Source organism: Aeromonas sp. 9A, from assembly GCF_963900955.1.
Lineage (GTDB): Bacteria > Pseudomonadota > Gammaproteobacteria > Enterobacterales > Aeromonadaceae > Aeromonas > Aeromonas salmonicida.
Genome location: NZ_CAWRFG010000001.1, coordinates 3164894 through 3188365, shown reverse-complemented (window position 1 = coordinate 3188365; position 23472 = coordinate 3164894). Strand labels below are relative to the sequence as shown.

Annotated in this window: 19 protein-coding genes; 8 read left to right on the top strand and 11 right to left on the bottom strand. The window is 56.9% G+C overall.

The genetic code is table 11. The features are described 5' to 3' along the window. Positions 1-167 precede the first annotated feature (167 nt). Positions 168-380: a DUF1653 domain-containing protein gene (locus AACX78_RS14750; protein ID WP_159166656.1), complete on the top strand. Its 213-nt coding sequence runs from the start codon at positions 168-170 to the stop codon at positions 378-380. Positions 381-441: 61 nt separating this feature from the next. Here the strand turns inward: AACX78_RS14750 and AACX78_RS14745 are convergent, their stop codons facing one another. The 11 genes from AACX78_RS14745 to AACX78_RS14695 all read right to left on the bottom strand — a co-directional run bounded on the left by AACX78_RS14745 (position 442) and on the right by AACX78_RS14695 (position 15307). Then, positions 442-705, bottom strand: a complete 264-nt coding sequence (locus AACX78_RS14745; RefSeq protein ID WP_005314790.1) for a GrxA family glutaredoxin — start codon at positions 703-705, stop codon at positions 442-444. Between the two features lie 197 nt (positions 706-902). Then, positions 903-2348, bottom strand: coding sequence for a D-alanyl-D-alanine carboxypeptidase/D-alanyl-D-alanine endopeptidase (dacB, locus tag AACX78_RS14740; RefSeq protein WP_021140934.1), 1446 nt, complete (start codon positions 2346-2348; stop codon positions 903-905). Positions 2349-2453: 105 nt separating this feature from the next. Next, entirely contained in the window at positions 2454-4214 is a 1761-nt protein-coding gene (locus AACX78_RS14735; protein ID WP_159166655.1) for a DEAD/DEAH box helicase, read from the bottom strand. Between the two features lie 102 nt (positions 4215-4316). Beyond that, a complete protein-coding gene (locus AACX78_RS14730; RefSeq protein ID WP_159166654.1) occupies positions 4317-5354 on the bottom strand; it encodes an HlyD family secretion protein in 1038 nt (345 codons plus the stop codon). A gap of 3 nt (positions 5355-5357) precedes the next feature. Next, on the bottom strand, positions 5358-5696 hold the full coding sequence (locus AACX78_RS14725; protein WP_005314799.1) for a DUF3302 domain-containing protein: 339 nt from the start codon (positions 5694-5696) through the stop codon (positions 5358-5360). 287 nt (positions 5697-5983) lie between these two features. Then, positions 5984-7405 carry a carbon starvation CstA family protein gene (locus AACX78_RS14720; protein ID WP_159166653.1) on the bottom strand — a complete coding sequence of 474 codons (1422 nt, stop codon included), beginning with the start codon at positions 7403-7405 and terminating at the stop codon, positions 5984-5986. Between the two features lie 142 nt (positions 7406-7547). Further along, positions 7548-8252, bottom strand: coding sequence for a two-component system response regulator BtsR (btsR, locus tag AACX78_RS14715; RefSeq protein WP_021139958.1), 705 nt, complete (start codon positions 8250-8252; stop codon positions 7548-7550). 75 nt (positions 8253-8327) lie between these two features. Beyond that, positions 8328-10004, bottom strand: a complete 1677-nt coding sequence (locus AACX78_RS14710; protein ID WP_159166652.1) for a sensor histidine kinase — start codon at positions 10002-10004, stop codon at positions 8328-8330. Positions 10005-10357: 353 nt separating this feature from the next. Then, positions 10358-11593 (bottom strand): HD-GYP domain-containing protein, encoded by a 1236-nt coding sequence (locus AACX78_RS14705; protein ID WP_159166651.1) that lies wholly within the window; start codon positions 11591-11593, stop codon positions 10358-10360. Positions 11594-11703: 110 nt separating this feature from the next. Further along, positions 11704-14379, bottom strand: a complete 2676-nt coding sequence (gene adhE, locus AACX78_RS14700) for a bifunctional acetaldehyde-CoA/alcohol dehydrogenase (RefSeq protein WP_058395430.1) — start codon at positions 14377-14379, stop codon at positions 11704-11706. Positions 14380-14674: 295 nt separating this feature from the next. Further along, the gene (locus AACX78_RS14695; RefSeq protein ID WP_169045921.1) at positions 14675-15307 is read right to left on the bottom strand and encodes a 2OG-Fe dioxygenase family protein; all 633 of its coding nucleotides are present in this window, start codon (positions 15305-15307) and stop codon (positions 14675-14677) included. A gap of 268 nt (positions 15308-15575) precedes the next feature. Here AACX78_RS14695 and AACX78_RS14690 point away from each other — a divergent pair, with 268 nt between their 5' ends. From AACX78_RS14690 to AACX78_RS14660, 7 genes are all read left to right on the top strand, one after another. Beyond that, a complete protein-coding gene (locus AACX78_RS14690) occupies positions 15576-16211 on the top strand; it encodes a YchE family NAAT transporter (RefSeq protein WP_005314822.1) in 636 nt (211 codons plus the stop codon). Between the two features lie 280 nt (positions 16212-16491). Then, positions 16492-18111, top strand: coding sequence for an ABC transporter substrate-binding protein (locus tag AACX78_RS14685; RefSeq protein WP_159166649.1), 1620 nt, complete (start codon positions 16492-16494; stop codon positions 18109-18111). Between the two features lie 98 nt (positions 18112-18209). Next, on the top strand, positions 18210-19130 hold the full coding sequence (gene oppB, locus AACX78_RS14680) for an oligopeptide ABC transporter permease OppB (protein WP_021139963.1): 921 nt from the start codon (positions 18210-18212) through the stop codon (positions 19128-19130). 14 nt (positions 19131-19144) lie between these two features. Next, the gene (oppC, locus tag AACX78_RS14675) at positions 19145-20056 is read left to right on the top strand and encodes an oligopeptide ABC transporter permease OppC (protein WP_021139964.1); all 912 of its coding nucleotides are present in this window, start codon (positions 19145-19147) and stop codon (positions 20054-20056) included. Between the two features lie 32 nt (positions 20057-20088). Beyond that, complete coding sequence (locus tag AACX78_RS14670) at positions 20089-21075, top strand: ABC transporter ATP-binding protein (protein ID WP_042869676.1); 987 nt, start codon at positions 20089-20091, stop codon at positions 21073-21075. Positions 21076-21185: 110 nt separating this feature from the next. Continuing rightward, on the top strand, positions 21186-22181 hold the full coding sequence (oppF, locus tag AACX78_RS14665) for a murein tripeptide/oligopeptide ABC transporter ATP binding protein OppF (protein WP_058395427.1): 996 nt from the start codon (positions 21186-21188) through the stop codon (positions 22179-22181). Positions 22182-22476: 295 nt separating this feature from the next. Then, the gene (locus AACX78_RS14660; protein ID WP_159166648.1) at positions 22477-23436 is read left to right on the top strand and encodes a TerC family protein; all 960 of its coding nucleotides are present in this window, start codon (positions 22477-22479) and stop codon (positions 23434-23436) included. The last annotated feature ends 36 nt before the right edge of the window (positions 23437-23472 follow it).

Below are 23472 nucleotides of genomic sequence, written 5' to 3'. Positions count from 1 at the left end.
AAAGCTACCCGACTGTGTTGAAATATTCGTATCCAATGGCACGATTGGCTTGGGCCCTAAATCGCCTTCTCGCCCGTGCCAGCGAATAATAAAGAGGGCGCAGACAACAGGGCCTGCGGCTTTCTTCTTCGTTTGTTCATCGTGCCCGCACTCACAGAGGTATGTCCATGAATGCACCCGCGCCCGGCCGTTATCGCCACTTCAAGGGGGGCTATTATCAGGTGCTCACCCTGGCCCTGCACACCGAAACCCGGGAGCAGCTGGTGGTCTATCAATCCGAGCAGGATGGGGTCGTCTATGCCCGCCCTGTGGCCATGTTCATGGAGTGGATCGAGCATCAAGGGCAGGTGGTAAGCCGCTTCACGCCGATGGGGGGCTGAGTCTGTCACTTTCACCATAAAAAAAGGCGCCATCAGGCGCCTGTTTTCTATGGGGTAGAGCTTACTGGTAGAGACCCAGGTTCTCTTTGGCATAGGCTTCAAAATCGGTGCAGCCACCGATGTGCTGCTCGTCCAGGAAGATTTGCGGCACTGTATTGACCGGCTTGCCGGCGCTCTTGGCCAGGTCTTCCTTGGTGATGCCTTCTGCGTGGATATCCACGTAACGGAAATTGAAATCGTCACGCTGTTCAACCAGTTGCTCGGCGATCTGCTTGGCACGGACACAATAGGGGCAACCGGGACGACCAAAAATCACTGCAAACATCTTCTCTCTCCGTTGAATTGAGGCAGGGCACAGCATAGCCCTGCCTCGGTACCGATCAAAGTGCAAATTGTCGATATGACCATTCGCCATTTCCGATAAGCCGGATGAATTGTTGCTGGTAGATGCTCTCCTGCACTCCTTTCTCGAGCCTTGTTCAGGGCATAAGAGTCGCCTTGCTGGCAAGGTGGCTCCCCACATTACTGCTCGATGATCTGGATGGGTTGTTGCTGGTAGATGCTCTCCAGCACTCCCTTTTCAAATACGGTCCAGGGCCAGGGTGCCTTGCTAGCACGATAGCGCTCGTGGGTGGCCGGGTCCTGCGACAGGCCGCGCTGGAACATGACGAACGCCTTGCGCTGGCCACCGACTGTGTCGATAAAACCGGCCAGATTGGAGGTACCCGTGATGGTGCCTGTCTTGGCATGCACCCGGTTTTTCATCATGGGGGCGGTAACGCTGCGACGCCAGGCCAGGGTGCCATCCACCTGAGAGCTGGGCAGCAACTTGATGAGACCGAGTTCGGCATCATTTTTCTGGATGAAGTTGAGCACAGACAGCATCTGGCGTGCACTGATGAGGTTATGGGCAGAGAGGCCGGAGCCGTCGGCCAGGGTGGCATTGCCTAGGTCTATGCCCTGCTTGGTCAGGATGGCGCGTACCGCCATGGTGCCGCTGCGATAGCTGCCCGGCTTGTTGTAGTAGTGGCGGCCTACCGTTTTCAGGAAGGTATCGGCGTAGAGGTTGTCCGATTTCTTCAGCATCCTGGAGAGCATGATGGGCAATGAGACAGAGTAATGGGTACCCAGGGTCTCGGCACTGCCTGGTGCCTTGTGGGTGACCTGAAGCAGCCCTTCGTGTGCTATGCCTGCTCTGTCCATTGCCCAGCGGATGTTGTCCCAGCCCCAGGCTTCCACGTCGTGGATGGCAAAGCGAAGTCCCTGGGGTTCCTTGTTGGGGGTGATGCAGCCTTTAAGCTCATAAAAGTTGCCCTTGGCCATGTCGACTTCCAGGGCGCAGAACTGACGTGCCATGTCGCCATAGCTCATCACTTCCACCCTGTCGGTGCCAATGCCGATGGGCACGCCGGTGGCGACGTTGCCGGTGGCGGGGCGACCAATCTGGGTGGCTGTAATGGTGGCGTAGGCGCAGTTCTTGTCGATGATGACAGAGGAGACGGGGGCGGCGAAGCAGAGGGTCTGATCCCCCCAGGACCAGCCGTTACCGCGCTCGTAACCGTTATAGGCACCGGTATTGACGTAGACATTGCCCTTGATGCGGTTGACGCCGAGCTGCTTGAACAGGGCCAGCAGATCCATCCGTGACAAGGTGGGGTCGCCGACGAAGTTGATCCAGATGTCGCCATTGATGGCATCACCCTGTTTGGCACCTGGCTGGGCCTGAATATCGGTGGCAAAACGGAAGTCGGCACCGAGCTCGAGCCGTGCCGCCAGGGCGGTGAGCACCTTCATGGTGGAGGCGGGGGCTATCATGTCATCGGCATTGCGGGCGAACTCTATGCCGCCATTGCCCTGCACTATGATGGCGTACTGGCCCCCCTTGGGCGGCGTCAGCGTGGCGGCTTGAACTAGAGTCGGAACAAGTGTGGAAAACAGAGCACAAAAACCAATCAACAGCCGCTGCATAAGATCCTCTAACTTAACGAAGGGGTCGGTAGTGCGCTACCCACCCTGATAATCACTATGTTTACGTTCACCGGCCAGCCTGTTGCTGCAAGGTATGAGCCACGCTCAGCCAAGGGCATTGGCGGCGCGGTACCGGCCTTCATAATCAAAAATTTTCTCTTTCACCTGCCAAAAGCGACCTGACTTGCGGGCGATGACAAAGTCGGGGTGACGAAACTGGTTTGATGCGGCCAGCACGCTCTCCAGAGTGGTGAATTCGGGCTCCAGGCCCGGGGCGGGCCAATGATGACGCACAAAGCGCTGTTGAAACAAGCGCCGTGCACCCGGGGAGTGAAAACCGAAGTACTCCATCAGGGTAAGACCATCCTCATCGTGATAGGTCACCTCCAGCCGCCCCCCCTGTTTGCCACGGCCCGCTGTGAGGGTGAGACCGGCGCAGCGAATGACCATGCAGTCTTTCAGATTGAGGGCCTCCTTGAGCTTGTCGTCCGGATCCACCAACAGCTGATCACAACTCTGGCAGCGGCGGGCGGCGATGTCGTTTTCGGCGCCGCAGGCGGGACACACCTTGGCGCGAAAGCGGTAGTCACACTCCTCGCGGTGGCCCTCGTCATCTTCAAACAGCCCCTGACAGCGACGGCCGTAGTGTTCAATCACCTTGCCTTCTTCATCAGTCTTGCCCCAGAAGGTGTTGGCAAAACCGCAAGCCGGACAGGGCACCTGTACCGGCTCGGTGCCTGCGTGGGGTCTGGGCTCACCCACCTCGGGAGCGAACAGGTTGAAGTTGTTGCCCGCGTAATCGAGCACCAGACAATCGGCCTTGCCTGGTGAGAGGCGAAGACCGCGGCCCACGATTTGTTGATAGAGCGACACCGACTCAGTGGGGCGCAGCATGACGATGAGATCAACGTGGGGGGCATCGAAACCTGTGGTGAGCACAGCCACATTGACCAAAAACTTGATCTCCCGCGCCTTGAAGGCGCTGATGAGGGCATCGCGCTCCGGGCCCGGTGTCTCGCCCGTAATGAGGGCCGCCGTCTGGGATTTGGCAATCAGCAGCCCCTGGATCTCACCAGCATGTTCGACGGTTGCGGCGAAGATCATGACCCCTTGTCGGTCGGCTGCATATTCCAGCACCTGGCTCAGGATATGGGGGGTGACCCGTTGTTGGCGTTTGAGCTCGCCGTTGAGATCCTCCTCGCTGAACAGGCCATTCTTCCGCGCAACCAGCTTGCTGAAGTCGTAGTGGACTATGGGGGCGTCGATGAGCCGCGGCGGTGTCAGATAGCCATTTTTCACCATGAAGCGCAAGGGGAGCTCGAACACGCAATCGCCAAACAGACGCTCGCCATGGCTCTTTACCATGCCGTGATAGTGACGCCGGTAGATCCAGCCCAGCCCCAGGCGGTAAGGTGTGGCGGTGAGGCCGAGAATTTTGAGGGACGGGTTGCTGGCTTTGAGATGGCCCAACACCTGGTGGTACTGGCTCTCGTCATCCAGCGACACCCGGTGACACTCATCGATGATCAGCAGCGAGAAGGCGCCATCGAAGACATCCAGATTGCGGGCGACCGATTGTACCGAGCCAAATACCACCTGGGCCTTGGCCTCCTTGCGATCCAGACCAGCTGCGAAGATGTCGGCCTTGAGTCCCCAGGCTTCGTACTTGGCGTGGTTCTGCTCCACCAGCTCCTTGACGTGAGCCAGCACCAGCACCCGGCCACGGGCCTTGCGGGCCAGTTCGGCGATCACCAGGCTCTTGCCCGCGCCGGTGGGCAGCACTACCACAGCAGGGTCAGGATGCCGACGAAAGTGGCTGATGACGGCGTTGACGGCGTCGATTTGATAGGGTCTGAGAACAAACATGGGGGAACGGATGTGGTGCAGGATGGCGCCATTATAGGGATCTTGGCGCCACAAAAACAGCGGGCCGGCATGATGCCGGCCCGCTGGGATCCCTTATTCTGATTAATGGAAGGGGAAGACGTAGTTCATCCAGCTTGCCATGCGCAGCAGCACCTTGCGCATCACGGAAACATGGTGGAAGTGCTGGGTATAGATGGCGGCCTGACCACTGGCGCCAGCGATCACCTGATACTTGTGCCACTCGGGATCCGTGATGGAGATGACCACAGGCAGACGACCCGGACGCACCGCTGTTGTCTGATCCAGCAGGCCAATATTGGCCTGGACATTGCCGGCGGCGATAGCCGGCACCACGGCGGTGACAGTGCCTTTGAAGATCTTGCCGGGGATACCATCGATCACCACTTCGGCCTCGTCACCAATTGCCAGACGCTGCATGCTGTTTTGCCAGAACCAGCCGACATAGGCGGTATCGTCTTTATGGATGAAGGTCATCACGGGGCGGTACATGAAAGGGGTGGCAATCATGCCGGGGCGCAGGGCCAGCTGCACCACATGGCCATCACTGGGGGCATAAACCACTGTCTGTGCCAGCTGGTATTTTGCCTCGTTCAGCTGGGCTTGCAGATCTTCCAGGGTGGCTTTTTGCTGGTCAATCTGGGCCACTATGTCGTCCACATTCGCTTGCGTGACATCGAGATCCCGCTGCTTGCCAACTCCCCGCCGCATCAAGTCACTGGCGCGATCCCTGTCCAGTCTGGCAGAACGCAGTCTGGCCTCGATGGATTTGAGGTGTTCACGGTTGGCGTCGAGTCGCGCGCCCAGGCTATCCACCTTCAGCTGGAAAGGTTCGGACTCGATACGAAACAGTACGTCGCCTTTTTTCACCGGCTGGTTGGCTTGTACCGGTACCTCGACAACCCGCCCCTTCACCAGGGGAACAATCGGCGTGGAGACGTAGTAGTTGCGGGCCATTTCGGAGTAGGGGTGGTTGTAGTTCATCAGCATTATCAGGGTGCCGATGATGAGCACGCCACCCAGCGCTGCCGTGGGCACAGTCCACTTGTTGAGCGGGATGCGAAAAATCTTGAACACGGCCACACACAGGGCCGTGTAGGTCAGGATCAGTAGCAGGTCCATGATTTATCCCTGTTGTTCAGTCTGTTGGATGGTATCGATGCGTGCCTTGAGATCGGCGAGTTCCTGCTTGAGAAGCTGTATCTCGTCTTCATCCTGTTGCAGACGCTGGTTGAAGCCCCAGCCGCGATCAGGACGATAGACAGTGGCCCAGATCCAGAGGAAGGGCCAGAGCACATGCAGGGTAAACAGACTGACCCATCCCGCCACATGAATGGCATCTTGATGGGGGTGCTGACGGTGTTTGGCTATTTCATAAGGAATATCGTGGATCACTATGATCCCGTAGAACATGACCAGCCCGACAAAGAAGAGCAGGCCAAGGGCAAAATAATCAAGGAACATGGGTGTCTCCACAGGTTTGATGCACAACCAATCATTGGATTCAATTTTAGATAAAGCAATTAAATATCACATATTTATCGGGGATGCTGCGGGATTTTACAGCCTGATCTTGTATCGAAGCTTAAGCAGGATGGAATAATTAAACATTGATGCAGGACTCATTTTTACGAGCGAAAAGGTGCGCGTTTGGTTAGTGACACAGGCCGCCTGTTTGTGCTTGCCAGCTGCCGTGGATGATCGAAAAAGGGGGAGCCAAGTTGGCTCCCCCTTTATTTGCAGCGTGATGTTCAGCTTTCGCCTGGGTTGCTGACCAGGGTCGGGCGGTATTTCAGCAGGAAGGCAATGGTAATGGCGGCGGTGGATGCCAGGCCAATAACGGTGGAAATACCCATCTCCAGCCCGAAACCTATGGGGGCATTGGCCAGATAGGTGAACACCACAGCCGTCATGAACATGGCGGGAATGGTGCAGACCCAGTGCAGCTTGCCCTCTTTGGCCAGATAAGCCGCCGCGGCCCACAGCATGATCACGGCCGTGGTCTGGTTGGCCCAGCCGAAGTAGCGCCAGATCACCCCGAACTCCGCCTTGGAGATGATAAAACCAAGGATGAACATGGGGATGGCGATGAGCAGACGCTTGGCCATGGGTTTCTGGGTCAGGTTGAGGAAGTCAGCCACAATCAGGCGGGCGCTACGAAACGCCGTATCGCCGGAGGTGATGGGCAGGATCACCACGCCGAGGATGGCCAGAATACCGCCCACTGTGCCGAGCAGGCTGGTGGACACTTCATGTACTACTGCCGCCGGGCCGCCGCTGGCCATGGTGGCGTTGAGCGCCTCTGTGCTGTCGTAGAAGGAGAGTCCCAGGGTGCACCAGATAAGGGCGATGACCCCTTCACCTATCATGGCGCCGTAGAAAATGAAGCGGCCGGATTTCTCGTTCTGCATGCAGCGCGCCATCAGCGGCGACTGGGTGGCATGAAAACCGGAGACGGCACCACAGGCGATGGTGATGAACAACAGCGGCCACAGCGGCAGCTCGGTGGGGTGCAGGTTGTAGAAGTCCATCCCTGTGTTGTAGAAGCCTTTGCCGGAGACGATGAGACCTATGATGAGGCCGACCGACATGAATACCAGCAGGGCGCCGAAGATGGGATAGAAGCGACCGATGATCTTGTCGATGGGGACTATGGTGGCAAGGATGTAGTAGGCAAAAATCGCCACAATCCAGTAGACCAGATCGGTGGAGGTGAGGTTGGCCAGCAGGCCCGCCGGGCTCAGTACAAAGACCACGCCTACCAGCATCAGCAACACGACCGCAAACAGGTTCATGAAGTGCTTGGCGACCGTGCCCAGATGTTCACCGACCACGGTCGGTACGGAGGCGCCCTTGGCGCGCACCGACAGCATGCCGGAGAAGTAGTCGTGCACTGCACCGGCAAAGATGCAGCCGAATACGATCCATAGCATGGCGACCGGACCATAGAGGGCGCCGAGGATCGGGCCGAAGATGGGGCCGACGCCGGCGATGTTGAGCAGTTGCACCAGGTAGACTTTCTTGTCCGACATGGGCACATAGTCCACACCGTCAGCCATGGTGATGGCGGGGGTGGCGCGCTCGGGTTTCGGGCCAAATATCCGCTCGATGAACTTGCCGTAAATAAAATAGCCGGCGACAAGTAAGCCGACACAGAGGAAGAACCAGATCATTGCTACGCTCCTGCATTGTTATTTTATGGTGTGCGCAGCCAGTCTAATGGGGTTGTCTGTCAAGGGCAGGTGAAACGCGCCGAGCGGCGCCATGGTGACTCGAGTGGTCGCCGGCTGTGATCCGGCGCACAGTCCCACGCCACTATTCCAGACCCAGTTCGTCTTTGAGCTCCTTGAGGTAGCGACGGCTGACCGGTACCCGGGCGCCGCTTGGGGTAACGATCTGGGCCAGCTGGTTTTCCAGCAGCTGGATCTCGAAGATGGCGCCGGGAGAGATCAGATATTGGCGGTGACAGCGCAGCAGGGGGGTCTTCTCTTCCAGAGATTTGAGGGTGAGCTGAGTATGAAACAGCTCGCCCTGACAGGCGACGTGCACACCGCCGAGATCGGAGAAGGCGTACTCCACCTGCTCGATGGGCAGCAGACGCACCCGGTTGTGCAAATAGCCAGGAATGTGGCGGATAGCAGGAGCCAGCATCGCCATGGATTGGGGGCTGATATCCTGCTTGAGGCGAGCCAGCGTCTTGGCCAGCCGGGCCGGCTCTACCGGTTTGAGCAGATAGTCAAAGGCGTTCTCTTCGAAGGCCTGGATGGCGTACTCATCGAAGGCGGTGACAAACACGATGCGGGGCAGGGGATCCAGCATGGCGACCAGTTCCATGCCGCTCAGCTTGGGCATCTGGATGTCGAGAAACACCACATCCGGCTTGAGCCGCTGTATCAGTGGCAAAGCCTCGATGGCATTGGCCGCCTGGCCCAGGATCTCGATATCGGGGTCCTGGCCAAGGTGCAGGGCCAGCTCCTCACGGGCATAGAGTTCATCATCGACGATGAGTGTGCGGATCATGGGATCTCCTGAACAGAGTGACAATGGGTGAGTGGCCATGGGGGGAGGGAGTGCACCCCATCAATATCAGGAGGTTCAGCATCCGGATGCGTCCCTGGGCAGGGTGAAGGAGACGCGGGTCCAGCGCTCCGGCTCGCAGCTGACACTGACGCCATAACGATTGCCAAACGCGCTCTTGAGGCGCCGATCCACTATGGTCATGCCCAGACCATCCCCTGCGGGTTTCTCCTGCCAGGTGCCGGCATTGTCCTCCACGCAGATGGTCACGCTCTCCTGATGCTCTTCGGTATAAAGGCGGATGCATCCCTGCTCCAGCAAGGTCGAGATGCCGTGCTTGATGGCATTCTCGATGAGCGGCTGCAGGGTAAAGCTCGGCAACTTCAGGTTGGCAAGCTGAGGCGGGATCTCGTTGATGACGGTCAGCCTGTCCCCAAAGCGGGCCAGCTCTATCTCCAGATAGGATTGGCAGTGCTCCTGCTCTTCCAGCAGGGTGGCGAGGCCACTCTGGCGCTTGAGGTTCTTGCGAAAGAACAGCGACAGGTGCAGCAGCAGTTCCCGGGCCTTGTCCGGATCGCGCCGGGTAATGGCGCTGATGGTATTGAGGGTATTGAACAGAAAATGGGGATTGATCTGGGCCTGAATGAGCTTGAGCTCGGATTGCACCAGCAGGCGCTGCTGCTGCTCCAGCCGACCGGCCAGCAACTGTTGTGACAGCAGGTTGGCTATCCCTTCCCCCAGCGTGTGGTTGATCTTGAGAAACAGCCGCTTCTTGGGCTCATAGAGCTTGATGGTGCCTATCACCCCCTCATCACCGTGCAACGGTATCACCAATACAGAGCCAAGCTGGCACTGGGGCGAGAGGCTGCAGCGGTAGGGCTGGCTGTTGCCATCGGCAAACAGCACCTTGTTTTGGGCAATGGCCTGCAGCGTGATGGCGGAGGCAATGGGGGTACCCGGTTTGTGGTGATCTTCCCCCGTGCCGATGAAGGCGAGGATCTTGTCGGTATCCGTGATGGCGACGGCGCCGACCCCTGTCTCCTCTTTTACGATATGGGCTATCTTGCTGCTTGCCTCAGCGGTGAAACCCTGGCTCATGATGCCGACGGTGCGGTTGGCAATGGTGAGCGCCTTGGCTGAGAAGACTCGGGAGAACTTCTCATACATCCGCTGCTGATCGCGGATCATGCTGATAAATAACGCCGCACCGCAGGAGTTGGCCAGGATCATGGGAGTGGCTATGGTGCGCACGAGCAGCAGGGATTTGTCAAAGGGGGTGGCCACCAGCAGTATGATGACCATCTGCAATATCTCAGCGCCAAATGTCGTGAAGAACGCAATCCTGGGTTCGAACAGCGCATTCATACGCCCCGAGCGCATCAGCCGCCAGTGCACCAGACCGCCCAGCAGTCCCTCGCAGGTGGTGGAGATGGCGCAGGCGAGGTCGGTAAATCCCCCCAGGGTGTAACGGTGCAGACCCCCGGTCAGTCCGACCAAAAATCCCACCAGCGGCCCCCCCAGCAGTCCCCCCAGCACGGCACCGACGGCACGGGTATTGGCGATGGCATCGTCAATATCCAGTCCCACATAGGTGCCAAGGATGCAAAAACAAGAAAAAATGATGTATATCAGTATCTTGTGAGGAAGTCTTACGGAATAGTTGGCCAGGGGACGCAACAGGGGGCTCTTGGAGAAGAGGTAGGCGATCACCAGGCTGACGCTCATCTGTTGAAGCAGAGAGAGGACCAACTGCATAAAAAACGTTCCTCAGAGTTCATACCAAAAAAGGCGGCCGGGATGTGCAAATGTGATCAGGATCTTGTTCTGCGGGCGCCCCCGACCCGAACACGGGCGCAGTTTGCCAGAAACGTGAAATAAAACCATATTAAATCAGCATGTTAAATTGATATTTGTGTAATCGCCAAAGGGTTGATATTGCTGGGTGGAGCATGAATGTATCCGCTGGATACGCCACATGGAAGTGGCATGCTCCGCCCAGCCCCTTGGCTGGGCGTTTTTTATCCAGGGTCGGCAGTGAACCGTTTTGAGGGTAATTGGGCAATTATTCAGGTTTGTCCAATGAGTTATCCCCAGCTTTTGGGGATAACTCAGAAGGCAAAATAGTAACAGAAGCGCCGGGTCAGGTTAAAAAACAGCCGTTGCCCTTCATCCAGATCTTCCTGCTTCAGCACACCGGTAATGGTCCGTTCATCCTCCCGCAAATCCAGCATGGCTACCCCTTCCGGTCGTTGTGCCTTGATATAGGGCAGTATCTTGGGTTTGAGGGGCATGGTGGGCTCGGTAGAAAGCACCAGTGCAATGCTTTCATCCGAGAGTTTAACCAGCGAGCCGGGAGGATAGACCCCCAACACCTTGATCAGCAGCTTGACGAGATCCTGATCGAACTTCTTCTGTGACAGCTTGTAGAGCAGGCTGATGGCCTGGCTGGGTGCCGCCGGTGTGGTGCTGTTGCGTGGATGCAGCAGTTCGTCATAGTAGTCTACCAGCCCTATTATCCTGGCCAGCGGGGGGATCTCGCCGCCCTTGATGCCAAGAGGATAACCGCTGCCATCGAGACGCTCATGGTGCAGATGGGCTACCTGGCGGATCTTGGGTTCGAATGCCTGCAACTGTGTCAGCATCTCCAGTCCGTACTGGGGATGCATGTTGAGAAAGTTCTGCTCCGACTTGTTGAGATCCCCCCGTTTCTGGGTGATCTGGCTAGGTATCTTCATTTCCCCTATGTCATGGATCAGGCCTGCCAGCCCGGTCTCCTCGATTTCGACCGGGTTCATGCCGAGTTCCCGTGCCATCAGCATGGCAATGAAAGCCACGTTCAGGCTGTGCTGCAGCAGGATGTCAGTGTGCGGGCTGCGAATGAGGTGCAGGCCGAGGGGCCCTTCATGTTCACTGATGCGGGCGGCTGCGTTGCGCACTATCTGCGCCGTGTTGGCAAGCCCCTCGTCAGGCTTGAGGTTGAGGGCCCCCAGCGCATCGCGCAGATCGGACATGGATTGGCCAAAGGCCTTGTCTGCGGCGCGCAGGGAGCGGCGGAAGGCTTTCTCATCAAAAGGGGGAGGGCCTGCGTCTACTATCTCGTCAATGGTCGACAGATCAGGGCCGGCAGAAGGGACATCGCCCCGCAAGATGGGTTCGATGGGCAGATCGCTCTTGTCCGGATCCACCATCAAAAGGGTGAGGTCGAGGTGACGTATGATGTCGAGCTGTTGCTGATCCTTGATCTTGAAGGCGTTGAACATAAAAGGGTGACTGGTCCATCCCGTGGGGAGATGGATGTAGTGGCCGATCCGTAACTGCTCTATCGAGGCTTGTATCAGCGCCATGTGCTAACTCGCATTTCATGAATGCCTACCAACAAGCTAGCAAAATTAGAGAGATAGACAAACAAAAAAGCCCGCGCATGTGCGCGGGCTCTCGAGTTCAAGTCCGATTATCAGGCCTTGGATTTCTTCTTGCTGTCTACCTTGGTCTCAACCTTGGCTTCTACCTTGGCCGCTACCTGAGCTTCCTCGGTGAAGGGACGACCATAGTAGGTGTCCATCAGGATGGCTTTGAGCTCGGTGATCAGCGGGTAGCGCGGGTTGGCGCCTGTGCACTGGTCATCGAATGCTTCCAGCGCCAGCTGGTCAACCTTGGCCAGGAAGTCGGCTTCGTTGACGCCAGCTTCGCGGATGGAGGCCGGGATGCCCAGGGTGGCTTTCAGCTCGTCCAGCCAGGCCAGCAGCTTCTCGATCTTGGCAGCGGTGCGGTCACCGGCGGCAGTCAGACCCAGGTGGTCGGCGACTTCGGCGTAACGACGGCGAGCCTGCGGACGGTCGTACTGGGAGAACGCAGTCTGCTTGGTCGGGTTGTCGTTCGCGTTGTAGCGGATGACGTTGCTGATCAACAGGGCGTTGGCCAGGCCGTGCGGGATGTGGAACTCGGCACCCAGCTTGTGCGCCATGGAGTGGCAGACACCCAGGAAGGCGTTGGCGAACGCGATACCGGCGATGGTGGCAGCATTGTGCACCTTCTCGCGAGCAACCGGGTCGTTGGCACCATTCTGGTAGCTGGAAGGCAGATACTCTTTCAGCAGCTTCAGGGCTTGCAGCGCCTGACCGTCGGAGTATTCGTTGGCCAGTACGGAAACATAGGCTTCCATTGCGTGAGTGACCGCATCCACACCACCGAAGGCGCACAGGGACTTGGGCATGTTCATGACCAGGTTGGCATCCACGATGGCCATGTTCGGGGTCAGCTCGTAGTCGGCCAGCGGGTACTTCATGCCGGTGGCGTCGTCGGTCACGACCGCAAACGGGGTGACTTCAGAACCGGTACCGGACGTGGTGGTGATACAGACCAGTTCGGCCTTCACGCCCATTTTCGGGAACTTGTAGATACGCTTGCGGATGTCCATGAAGCGCATGGCCAGGTCTTCGAACGCGGTATCCGGGTGCTCATACATGACCCACATGATCTTGGCCGCATCCATGGGTGAACCACCACCCAGCGCCAGGATAACGTCCGGCTTGAAGGAGTTGGCCATCTCGGCGCCCTTGCGGACGATGGACAGGGTCGGGTCAGCTTCTACTTCGTAGAATACTTCCACTTCCATGTTCAGCTTCTTGAGCAGACGAACCACGTCATCGGCATAACCGTTGTTGAACAGGAAACGGTCAGTTACCACCATGGCGCGCTTCTTGCCTTCCAGGTCGCCCAAGGCGATCGGCAGGGAACCACGACGGAAGTAGATGGATTTCGGAAGTTTGTGCCACAGCATATTTTCTGCCCGTTTTGCGACTGTCTTCTTGTTGATCAGGTGCTTGGGACCGACGTTCTCGGAGATGGAGTTACCACTCCAGGAGCCGCAACCCAGGGTCAGGGAAGGAGCAAGAGCGAAGTTGTACAGGTCACCGATACCACCCTGGGTGGAGGGGGTGTTGATCAGGATACGGGCGGTCTTCATCTTGTCGCCGAAGTATCTGATACGGTCCTGGTTGCGATCCTGGTCGGTGTACAGACCTGAGGTGTGGCCGATACCACCGATGTTGACCATGGTGCAGGCCATCTCGACAGCGTCTTCGAAATTCTTGGCGCGGAACATGCCCAGGGTCGGGGAGAGCTTCTCATGAGCGAACTCATCTTCAGCACACAATTCCAGGCCTTCACCGATGAGGATCTTGGTGGTGGCAGGCACAGTCACACCGGCCATGGCGGCGATCTTGGTGGCCGGCTGACCGACGATATCTGCGTTCAGCGCGCCGTTGATCAGCAGCACCTTACGTACCTTGTCAGCTTCATCTTTGGACAGGATGTAGCCATCGTGGTTGGAGAAACGCTCTTTTACCTGGTTGTAGATGGAGTCAACGACGATGACGGCTTGCTCGGAAGCACAGACCACACCGTTGTCGAAGGTTTTGGACATCAGGATAGAGGCGACGGCACGTTTTACATCGGCGGTTTCGTCGATGACGATTGGCACATTACCGGCACCTACACCAATGGCAGGCTTGCCTGAAGAGTAAGCGGCTTTCACCATGCCCGGGCCACCGGTGGCCAGGATCAGGTTGATGTCGTTGTGCTTCATCAGTGCGTTGGACAGCTCAACGGACGGTTGATCGATCCAGCCGATGATGTCTTTCGGTGCACCGGCGGCAACGGCTGCGTCCAGTACCAGCTTGGCAGCGGTATTGGTGGAGTTCTTGGCGCGGGGGTGCGGGGAGAAGATGATGGCGTTACGAGTCTTCAGGGAAATCAAAGATTTGAAGATCGCGGTAGCGGTCGGGTTGGTGGTCGGAACGATACCGCAGATGATACCTACCGGCTCGGCGATGATCATGGTGCCCATCTCGTCATCCTGGCTCAGGATGCCGCAGGTCTTCTCGTCTTTATAGGCGTTGTAGATGTATTCGGAGGCGAAGTGGTTCTTGATAACCTTGTCTTCGATGATACCCATACCGGATTCTGCCACGGCCATCTGGGCCAGGGGGATACGGGCATTGCTGGCGGCCAGGGCGGCGGCACGGAAAACCTTGTCTACCTGCTCTTGCGAGAAGCTGGCGAATTCACGCTGGGCTTCTTTGACGCGGGCGACCAGTGCATCCAGTTCAGCCAAATTGGTTACTGCCATGTTTATCTCCTGATGATTTGAAAACTGTTTAGTAAGAGTTTGGCAATGCCCGGCAATTATAGTCGCCCTGTCAAGGCGAGAATCACTATAAGGGGGTATTTACATGCCTTACTAAATTGCTTTCTGAGCCGATTATAGAGCGGGTCTGACTCAGAAAAATTTGATCTGGATCATGTGTAACAAAAGAACAAAAGAAATTTTGTTTCACAATACATGTTTTCCGGATGTTACTAGGATGTAGAGTGAAACAAAAGCGGGATGAATCATGGGTGAACAGAGTGTCACGCACTATTTTTCAAGCAGTTAGCACGATCACATCCCAGTGTCCACGGGTCGGGGTCAGGGGCAGTACAGGGGCTGCATTGTGATAGAAACGGCGATCATCCAGGACCAGATATTCTCCTGGATGTAACTCTTGTTGGAAAAATGGTTGTTCTTTTAATCCATGATAAAGCTGAAGCGCGCCGCCACTGACCCCTTCGCTGCCACAAAAGAACACGCCGATAAAGTCGAAGCCATCCTGATGGACGCCTTCCGGTGCGGGAGGCACGCTCTCGCCCTGGGCCGTGGTGATTCGCATCTGGTGAATGCCGATCGCCTTGCCATCCGCGAGTCGAACATGACGGGCAAAGCGGGTCAGCATCTGCCCAAAGGCGGGATGGGCGACAAAAGCGGGATCCAGCTCGGCATAGGTTCTGGGCACATCCCCGAGGAACTTGTTGATGGCGGCGGCCTGAAAGAAGACGCCGTTGTCGAGGGGGAAGAAGCGTGACCCCTCTTTCTCGACACGGCCATAGCGGCGTTCCCGAAAGGTGCCCTGAATATAGGGATCGACCGGCAGTCGATCAAAAAAGCCGAGCAGGGGGTCGACCGTGCCTGCCGGCAGCGCATCCAGGTGCCATTTCAACTTGATGTCCGTATCAATCATTACAAAATCCTTGTTTGCTGAGATGAAATCTTGCGCCAAAACTCCATGGCCGCATAAAGCTCGACGTGATTTTACCAGAGTGTTAAATGGCGACAATCTTTATTAACAAATCAATGTGTTGAATTTTGGCCATGCATTAGAGGAACTAACTGAAAAGCCACGGAAAGGGTGAGATTATTTGATTGGTGAAGGGCATTGGCATGGTGTAAATTTACGCACGATTTATCGGGGGGATCCCCGTGGCCTTGCTTACTTCTGGATGGCGCCTATGGCAGCGATTGACGTCTCTTTATATCTGAAGTTTTTCATCGGTTTGTTCGCGATCATCAACCCGTTGGGGTTGTTGCCGGTGTTTGTCAGTCTGACCGGCCATCAAACGCCGGAAGAGCGGATGAAGACCAACACCACTGCCAACATTGCCGTGATGATTATCTTGCTGGTCTCCATGTACATGGGGCAGTTGATCCTCGATGGCTTTGGCATCTCGCTGGCATCGTTTCGCATCGCCGGTGGATCCCTGATTACCCTGATCGCCTGGTCCATGCTGCAGGGCAAGCTGGGGGAAGTGAAGCATAACAAACAGGAGAAGGGTGAGCTGGCCGCGCGCGAATCTGTCGCAGTGGTGCCCTTGGCACTGCCGTTGATGGCGGGTCCGGGTGCCATCTCTTCTTCTATTGTCTACGCCAGCCAGAGCACCTGGTCCCAGATGCTGGGCATGTCGCTGGTGGTCATGGTGTTTGCATTCTGCTCCTGGCTCATCTTCCGCGCCGCCCCCTTGCTGTTCAAGCTGATGGGCAACACCGGCATCAACGTGGTTACCCGGATCATGGGCCTTATCATGATGTCACTGGGCATCGAGATCATGGTGGCAGGGATCAAGGGAGTCTTCCCCGGATTGATGTGATTCAGGTCTGTTTTGTCGGAGCCGGTCCTCGTGACCGGCTTTTTATTGTTTCTTTTTTGTTAGTCATTTCCTAGAATCGAGCGGGTTTGTATAAAAAACGTCCGTGGCGCGATATTTAAATGCTGAATAATTGGCTAAAAGCTGTTTTTTTAACCATTGTTCCCAGCCTAGCCTGATGATATCTATTGCATTATTAGAATTGTCAGGGAATTATGCTGGCAGCGGGGTACTTATCTCGTTGATGGACAAATGCATGGAATGTTCTTGTTGGAGTAGGGAAATGACTCATAAAAAAACAATGATTAACACACTGCTGATGGCTGCCCTGTTTGGTGGCGTCAACGTGGCTCAGGCTGCCGATGTCCCGGCGGGAACCAAGCTGGCTGAAGTCCAGCAACTGGTAAAAGGCAATGGCTCGGAGCCGGCAACCTTGGATCCACAAAAAGTGGAAGGTACCCCAGAGTCAGCGATTTTACGTGACTTGTTTGAAGGTCTCGTGACCTCAGGTCCCAAGGGTGAAGTTGTCCCTGCCATGGCCGAGTCCTGGGAAACCAAGGACAACAAACACTTCGTATTCCACCTGCGCAAAGATGCGAAATGGTCCAATGGTGAACCGGTTACTGCCCACGACTTTGTTTATGCCTTCCAACGTGCGGTGGATCCCAAGACCGCCTCTCCTTACTCCTGGTATCTGGAGATGCCAACCATTGCCAACGCCACCGAGATCATCGCCGGCAAGAAGCCATCCAATACGCTGGGTGTGAAGGCTACCAACGATTACACCCTCGAAGTGCAATTGGAGAAAGCGATCCCCTATTTCGTTACCATGCTCTCCCACACCACCACCTACCCAGTCCCGAAGAAGGTGATTGAGAAGTTTGGTGACAAGTGGACCCAGCCAGAAAATATGGTATCCAACGGTGCCTATGTACTGAAGAACTGGGTGGTCAACGAGCGGATCGAGCTGGAGCGCAACAAGCACTACTGGAATGATGGCAAGACCGTCATCAACAAGGTGACCTATTTGCCGATCCAGTCTACCAACGCTGAGTTGAACCGCTTCTTGGCTGGCGAGATCGATATGACATGGAACGTGCCTATCGAGCGCTTTAAGCAATTGAAAAAAGACTATCCGGCGGACTTGAAAGTGGAGGGGTTGGTTTCGACCTATTACTACCAGTTCAATACTCAGAAAAAGCCGTTTGACGATGTTCGGGTGCGTACCGCGTTAGCTTATGCCGTTGATCGCGATGTCATTGCCGACAAGGTGATGGGACAAGGTCAAACACCTGCTTATGGTCTCACTCCTGACTATGTCGATGGTTTCAAACCGGTTGCCCCCGAGTGGTCCAAGCTGACCCAGGCGGAGCGTGACGCCAAGGCGAAGGCCCTACTGAAAGAGGCCGGTTTTGATGCCAGCAAGCCGCTGAAGTTCGAGCTGCTCTACAACACAGACGACAACCACAAGAAGGTGGCGGTCGCCGTCGCCTCCATGTGGAAGAAGCTGGGGACAGAGGTGAGTCTGGTGAACCAAGAGTGGAAAACCTACCTGGAGACCAAGAAGCAGGGCCAGTTTGACGTGAGTCGTGCTGGCTGGAGCGCTGACTACAATGAAGCCTCGTCCATGCTGGATCTGATGCAGACCACTCACGGTAACAACGATGGCAAGTACTCCAATGCTGCGTTTGACAAGTTGATGGACGAGTCACGCGATCAGGTTGATGCGGATGCGCGCAACAAGCTCTATGTCCAGGGCGAAGAGATCCTGGCCAAGGACATGCCAATTATCCCTATCTATCAATATGTTCAGCCCCGCATGGTCAAGTCCTATGTGGGCGGCTACCCGGCCAACCCGCTGGACAACCTCTACAGCAAAGACATGTACATCGTTGCTCACTGAGTAAAATAACAAGTCGCATAACAAGCAGGCCCGCCAGACGGCGGGCCTTAGTATTAAAACCGCGACCCTTTGGAAGCAGTACAGGACAGGAATTGTCTATGTTGAAATTCATTTTTAAACGTCTATTGGAAGCGATCCCGACTCTGCTGGTCTTGATCACCGTCTCTTTCTTCATGATGCGTTTCGCGCCGGGTAACCCCTTTACCAGCGAACGTGCCCTGCCGCCGGAAGTGTTGGCCAACATCGAGGCCAAGTACGGCTTGGACAAGCCCATCGGCGTTCAATACCTCACCTACTTGGGCAACCTGGTACAGGGGGATCTGGGCCCCTCTTTCAAGTACAAGGACTTCAGCGTCAATGATTTGGTGAGTCAGGCGCTGCCTGTTTCCGCCAAGATCGGGAGCGCGGCCTTCGTCTTTGCCGTCTTGCTGGGGGTGACCTTTGGCACCATTGCAGCCTTGAAACAGAACACCCTCATCGACTATCTCTTGATGTCGTCGGCCATGGCTGGCGTGGTGATCCCGGGCTTTGTGCTGGCACCCTTGCTGGTGCTCTTCTTCAGTATCTATCTGGGCTGGTTCCCGGCCGGTGGCTGGCAGGGGGGCGGGGTGCAATTCATGGTACTGCCGGTATTTGGCATGATGATGTACTACATCTCCGCCATCTCGCGCATCATGCGTGGCAGCATGATCGAGACCATGAACTCCAACTTCATCCGTACCGCCCGTGCCAAGGGCTTGCCGCTGCGTCACATCATACTGAAACACGCGCTGCGTCCGGCCATGCTGCCGGTAGTCTCCTATCTGGGACCTGCATTTGTGGGCATCATCACGGGTTCAGTGGTGATAGAGACTATTTTCGGTTTGCCTGGAATTGGTCAGTTGTTTGTCAACGGTGCCCTCAACCGTGATTACTCCATGGTGCTTGGCCTGACCATTCTGGTCGGCGCCCTCACCATTACCTTTAACGCCGTGGTCGATATTCTCTATGCCTTTATCGATCCCAAGATCCGTTACTAAGTCGGGAGTTCATCATGGTTGTCACAACTGAAAAACGCGAGGCCGTCGAGGCGTTCGCACAGCAAGTGGAAGTGGTGGAGGGACGCTCCCTGTGGAAGGATGCCCGTCGCCGTTTCCTGCGTAACAGGGCGGCGCTGACCAGCCTCATCATACTGACCATTATCGGTCTGGCGGTGATCGTCGGTCCCCATCTGTCCCAATACACCTTTGACGATCCGGATTGGGGCGCCATGCAGGCCGCGCCTGATATGGAAACCGGTCACTGGTTCGGCACCGACAGTCTGGGGCGTGATCTGTTCGTGCGCACCCTCTTGGGTGGCCGCATCTCGCTGATGGTCGGCATCATGGGGGCCATGGTGGCCGTGGTCATCGGCACCTTGTATGGCGCGGCGTCCGGTTTTATCGGCGGGCGGGTCGACAGCCTGATGATGCGCGTGCTCGAGATCCTCAACGCCTTCCCCTTCATGTTCTTCGTGATCATGCTGGTGACCTTCTTCGGCCGCAATCTGGCGCTCATCTTCATCGCCATCGGTGCGGTGAGCTGGCTCGATATGGCGCGGATCGTGCGAGGCCAGACCCTGAGTCTCAAGAGCAAGGAGTTTATCGAGGCGGCTCACGTCTGTGGCGTCTCCAAGTGGAAGATCATCACCCGTCACATAGTGCCGAACGTGCTTGGTATCGTGGCCGTCTACGCCACCTTGCTGGTGCCGGGCATGATCATGTTTGAATCCTTCCTGAGTTTTCTGGGCCTCGGCGTCCAGGAACCCATGACCAGCTGGGGTGCCCTGCTGGATGAAGGCTCCAAGTCGATGGAAGTAGCCATCTGGCAACTCTTGTTCCCTGCCGGTTTCATGGTGGTGACCCTGTTTTGCTTCAATTTCCTCGGGGATGGTCTGCGTGACGCACTCGATCCGAAGGATCGATAACAAGAGCGGCCAAAGATCGATAAGGAGTTTTTATGAAATTACTGGATGTAAAAGATCTGCGGGTCGAGTTCAAGACTCCGGATGGCAATGTGGTGGCGGTCAACGACCTCAACTTCTCTCTCGCCGCAGGTGAAACCCTGGGGATCGTCGGCGAGTCAGGCTCAGGCAAATCACAGACGGCATTTGCCATCATGGGGCTGCTGGCCAAGAACGGCATCATAACGGGGTCGGCCAAGTTTCAGGGTGACGAGATCCTCAACCTGCCGGAGCACAAGCTCAACAAGATCCGCTCCGAGAAGATCGCCATGATCTTCCAGGACCCCATGACCTCGCTCAATCCCTACATGAAGGTGAAGGATCAGCTGATGGAAGTGCTGATGCTGCACAAGGGAGTGAGCAAGGCCGAGGCGTTCGAAGAGTCGGTGCGCATGCTGGATGCGGTGAAGATCCCCGAGTCGCGCAAGCGGATGAACATGTACCCCCACGAGTTTTCCGGTGGCATGCGCCAACGGGTGATGATCGCCATGGCCCTTCTCTGCCGGCCTCAGCTGCTCATCGCCGATGAGCCGACCACGGCGCTGGACGTGACGGTGCAGGCCCAAATCATGACCTTGATGAACGAGCTCAAGCGCGAGTTCAACACCTCCATCATCATGATCACCCACGACTTGGGCGTAGTAGCGGGTATCTGTGACAAGGTGCTGGTGATGTACGCCGGTCGAACCATGGAGTACGGCCGGGTGAATGACATCTTCTATCGCCCGAGCCATCCCTATACCGAAGGCTTGCTGCGCGCCATTCCCCGCCTCGACACCGAAGGGGAAGAGCTGCCTACCATACCGGGCAATCCGCCCAACCTGCTGCGTCTGCCCACCGGCTGCCCCTTCCAGGAGCGCTGCCACAGGGTGAGCGAGATTTGCGGCCAGCAGTCACCTGTTCTGACGCCGTTCAACGACGGGCGTGAGCGGGCATGTCATTGGGTATCGGATGCCATCAACGCCAAGGAGGTGAGCGTATGAATGCTGTTATATGCGGCCAGCCATCCTCCATGATCCTGACGCCGTTTAACGACAGGCGTGAGCGGACATGTCGTTGGGCATTGGATGCCATGATCAAGGGGGCGAATTAAATGGGTACTGACAAGAAACTGCTGCTGGAAGTGTCCGACCTCAAGGTCCACTTCAGCATCAAGAGTGACAAGGCCTGGCCTTGGGCCAAGCCCTCGGCGTTGAAGGCGGTAGATGGGGTAACCCTGCGCCTGTATGAAGGGGAAACCCTTGGCGTAGTCGGGGAGTCCGGCTGTGGCAAGTCTACGTTTGCCCGTGCCCTGATAGGCTTGGTGCCGGCTACCGACGGCAAGGTGGTGTGGCTGGGCAACGATCTGACCAAGCTTGACCAGAAGGCGTTGCGGGAGAAGCGCAAAGAGATCCAGATGATCTTCCAGGATCCGCTGGCCTCCCTGAACCCGCGCATGACCATCGGCGACATCATCGCCGAGCCGCTCATCACCTTCTATCCCAACCTCTCCAAAGAGCAGGTGAAGGAGAAGGTGCGCGCCATGATGAGCAAGGTGGGTCTGCTGCCCAACCTGGTGAACCGCTATCCCCACGAGTTTTCCGGCGGTCAGTGCCAGCGTATCGGCATCGCCCGGGCGCTGATCCTGGAACCCAAGATGATCATCTGTGACGAGCCGGTGTCGGCGCTGGATGTCTCCATCCAGGCTCAGGTGGTGAACCTGCTCAAGGCAATCCAGAAGGAGATGGGGTTGTCGCTCATCTTCATCGCCCACGACTTGTCCGTGGTCAAGCACATCTCGGATCGGGTGCTGGTGATGTATCTGGGCAATGCGGTGGAGTTGGGTACGCGCAAGGAGATCTTCGCGAACCCCCTGCATCCCTACACCAAGGCGCTGATGTCGGCCGTGCCCATTCCGGATCCGGATCTGGAGCGCAGCAAGGTCATCCAGATCCTGGAAGGGGACTTGCCATCCCCCATGAATCCGCCGTCCGGCTGCGTGTTCCGTACCCGCTGCCCGGTGGCGGGTCCCGAGTGTGCCAAGACCCGGCCCCAGCTGGAGGGCAATTTCGACCACGCCGTCTCCTGCCTCAAGGCCGATCCGCTCTGAGTGTGAGCATCCGATACGGGGCGCCCAGGTGGCGCCCCGATTCATTTTGCATTTGGACAAGATGCATCTTGGTGTTCTCTTTTGCTGCTGTTACTATCCGCTTCAACAAGGGGAGTAACTTCTCGCTGGTTTGTCGTCATTACGGTGCACCCATTTCCTGCAGTGCACCCGGCAGCCGGGCAGTTGATGCAAGTCAGCTGTAAGTGAGACCTTGCCGAGAGGCAAGGTGTATCTGCTCCAAACGCAAACCCACGCCTCTCGGTCGTGGGTTTTGTCGTTTTTGGGAGAGATGAACATGGGTGAATGGTGGATGTGGATCGGTTTCTTCAGCATAGTGCTGGTCCTGTTATGGATAGATATACGCTTTGTCGGTGGTGGCAAGGCGCACAAGGTATCCCTCAAAGAGGCGGGCATCTGGTCTCTGGTCTGGGTCAGCGTGGCGCTGCTCTTCAACCTGGCAATCTGGCTCTGGCTGGATCACAGCGCAGGCCGCGAAATCGCCAACCAGAAGGGGCTGGCGTTTCTCACCGGCTACCTCCTCGAGAAGGCGCTGGCGGTGGACAACGTCTTCGTCTGGCTGATGCTGTTCGGGTACTTCGCCATCCCGGCCGAGTTGCAGCGCCGTGTGCTGCTCTACGGGGTACTGGGTGCCATCGTCATGCGGGCAGGCATGGTGTTCGCGGGCAGCTGGCTCATCGAGGAGTTTCACTGGATCTTGTATCTGTTCGGGGTTTTCTTGTTGCTGACCGGGGTCAAGATGCTGTGGGCAGCCGACAAGGAGCCAGACCTCGCCAACAACCCGCTGCTGGGCTGGATGCGCCGTCGCTTCAAGGTGACCGAGACCCTGGAGGGGGAGAAGTTCTTCGTCTGGCGTGACGGTGTGCGGTATGCGACGCCGCTGCTGCTCATTCTGGTGCTGGTGGAGGTGAGCGATCTCATCTTCGCGGTGGACAGTATCCCGGCCATCTTCGCGGTGACCACGGATCCCTTCATCGTGCTGACCTCCAACATCTTCGCCATCATGGGCCTGCGCGCCATGTACTTCCTGCTGGCCGGTGTGGCCGAGCGTTTCGCCCTGCTGAAATACGGTCTGGCGCTGATCCTGATGTTTATCGGGGTCAAGATGCTGCTGCTGGATATCTTCAAGATACCGACCGGCATTGCCCTTGGGGTCGTGAGCTTGATCCTGCTGATCTCCATGGGGCTGAGCCTCTGGACTACTCGCAGCCAGCAGTCGGTCAACGCAGAACAGTGAATATGAAGAGGGCTCCCGCGGGAGCCCTCTTTGCTG

What these genes read in the sequence shown, in the direction of transcription:
- AACX78_RS14750 (WP_159166656.1), top strand. Translation starts at nt 168, where the DNA reads ATGAATGCACCCGCGCCCGGCCGTTATCGCCACTTCAAGGGGGGCTAT.
- AACX78_RS14745 (WP_005314790.1), bottom strand. Translation starts at nt 705, where the DNA reads ATGTTTGCAGTGATTTTTGGTCGTCCCGGTTGCCCCTATTGTGTCCGT.
- dacB (WP_021140934.1), bottom strand. Translation starts at nt 2,348, where the DNA reads ATGCAGCGGCTGTTGATTGGTTTTTGTGCTCTGTTTTCCACACTTGTT.
- AACX78_RS14735 (WP_159166655.1), bottom strand. Translation starts at nt 4,214, where the DNA reads ATGTTTGTTCTCAGACCCTATCAAATCGACGCCGTCAACGCCGTCATC.
- AACX78_RS14730 (WP_159166654.1), bottom strand. Translation starts at nt 5,354, where the DNA reads ATGGACCTGCTACTGATCCTGACCTACACGGCCCTGTGTGTGGCCGTG.
- AACX78_RS14725 (WP_005314799.1), bottom strand. Translation starts at nt 5,696, where the DNA reads ATGTTCCTTGATTATTTTGCCCTTGGCCTGCTCTTCTTTGTCGGGCTG.
- AACX78_RS14720 (WP_159166653.1), bottom strand. Translation starts at nt 7,405, where the DNA reads ATGATCTGGTTCTTCCTCTGTGTCGGCTTACTTGTCGCCGGCTATTTT.
- btsR (WP_021139958.1), bottom strand. Translation starts at nt 8,252, where the DNA reads ATGATCCGCACACTCATCGTCGATGATGAACTCTATGCCCGTGAGGAG.
- AACX78_RS14710 (WP_159166652.1), bottom strand. Translation starts at nt 10,004, where the DNA reads ATGCAGTTGGTCCTCTCTCTGCTTCAACAGATGAGCGTCAGCCTGGTG.
- AACX78_RS14705 (WP_159166651.1), bottom strand. Translation starts at nt 11,593, where the DNA reads ATGGCGCTGATACAAGCCTCGATAGAGCAGTTACGGATCGGCCACTAC.
- adhE (WP_058395430.1), bottom strand. Translation starts at nt 14,379, where the DNA reads ATGGCAGTAACCAATTTGGCTGAACTGGATGCACTGGTCGCCCGCGTC.
- AACX78_RS14695 (WP_169045921.1), bottom strand. Translation starts at nt 15,307, where the DNA reads ATGATTGATACGGACATCAAGTTGAAATGGCACCTGGATGCGCTGCCG.
- AACX78_RS14690 (WP_005314822.1), top strand. Translation starts at nt 15,576, where the DNA reads ATGGCAGCGATTGACGTCTCTTTATATCTGAAGTTTTTCATCGGTTTG.
- AACX78_RS14685 (WP_159166649.1), top strand. Translation starts at nt 16,492, where the DNA reads ATGACTCATAAAAAAACAATGATTAACACACTGCTGATGGCTGCCCTG.
- oppB (WP_021139963.1), top strand. Translation starts at nt 18,210, where the DNA reads ATGTTGAAATTCATTTTTAAACGTCTATTGGAAGCGATCCCGACTCTG.
- oppC (WP_021139964.1), top strand. Translation starts at nt 19,145, where the DNA reads ATGGTTGTCACAACTGAAAAACGCGAGGCCGTCGAGGCGTTCGCACAG.
- AACX78_RS14670 (WP_042869676.1), top strand. Translation starts at nt 20,089, where the DNA reads ATGAAATTACTGGATGTAAAAGATCTGCGGGTCGAGTTCAAGACTCCG.
- oppF (WP_058395427.1), top strand. Translation starts at nt 21,186, where the DNA reads ATGGGTACTGACAAGAAACTGCTGCTGGAAGTGTCCGACCTCAAGGTC.
- AACX78_RS14660 (WP_159166648.1), top strand. Translation starts at nt 22,477, where the DNA reads ATGGGTGAATGGTGGATGTGGATCGGTTTCTTCAGCATAGTGCTGGTC.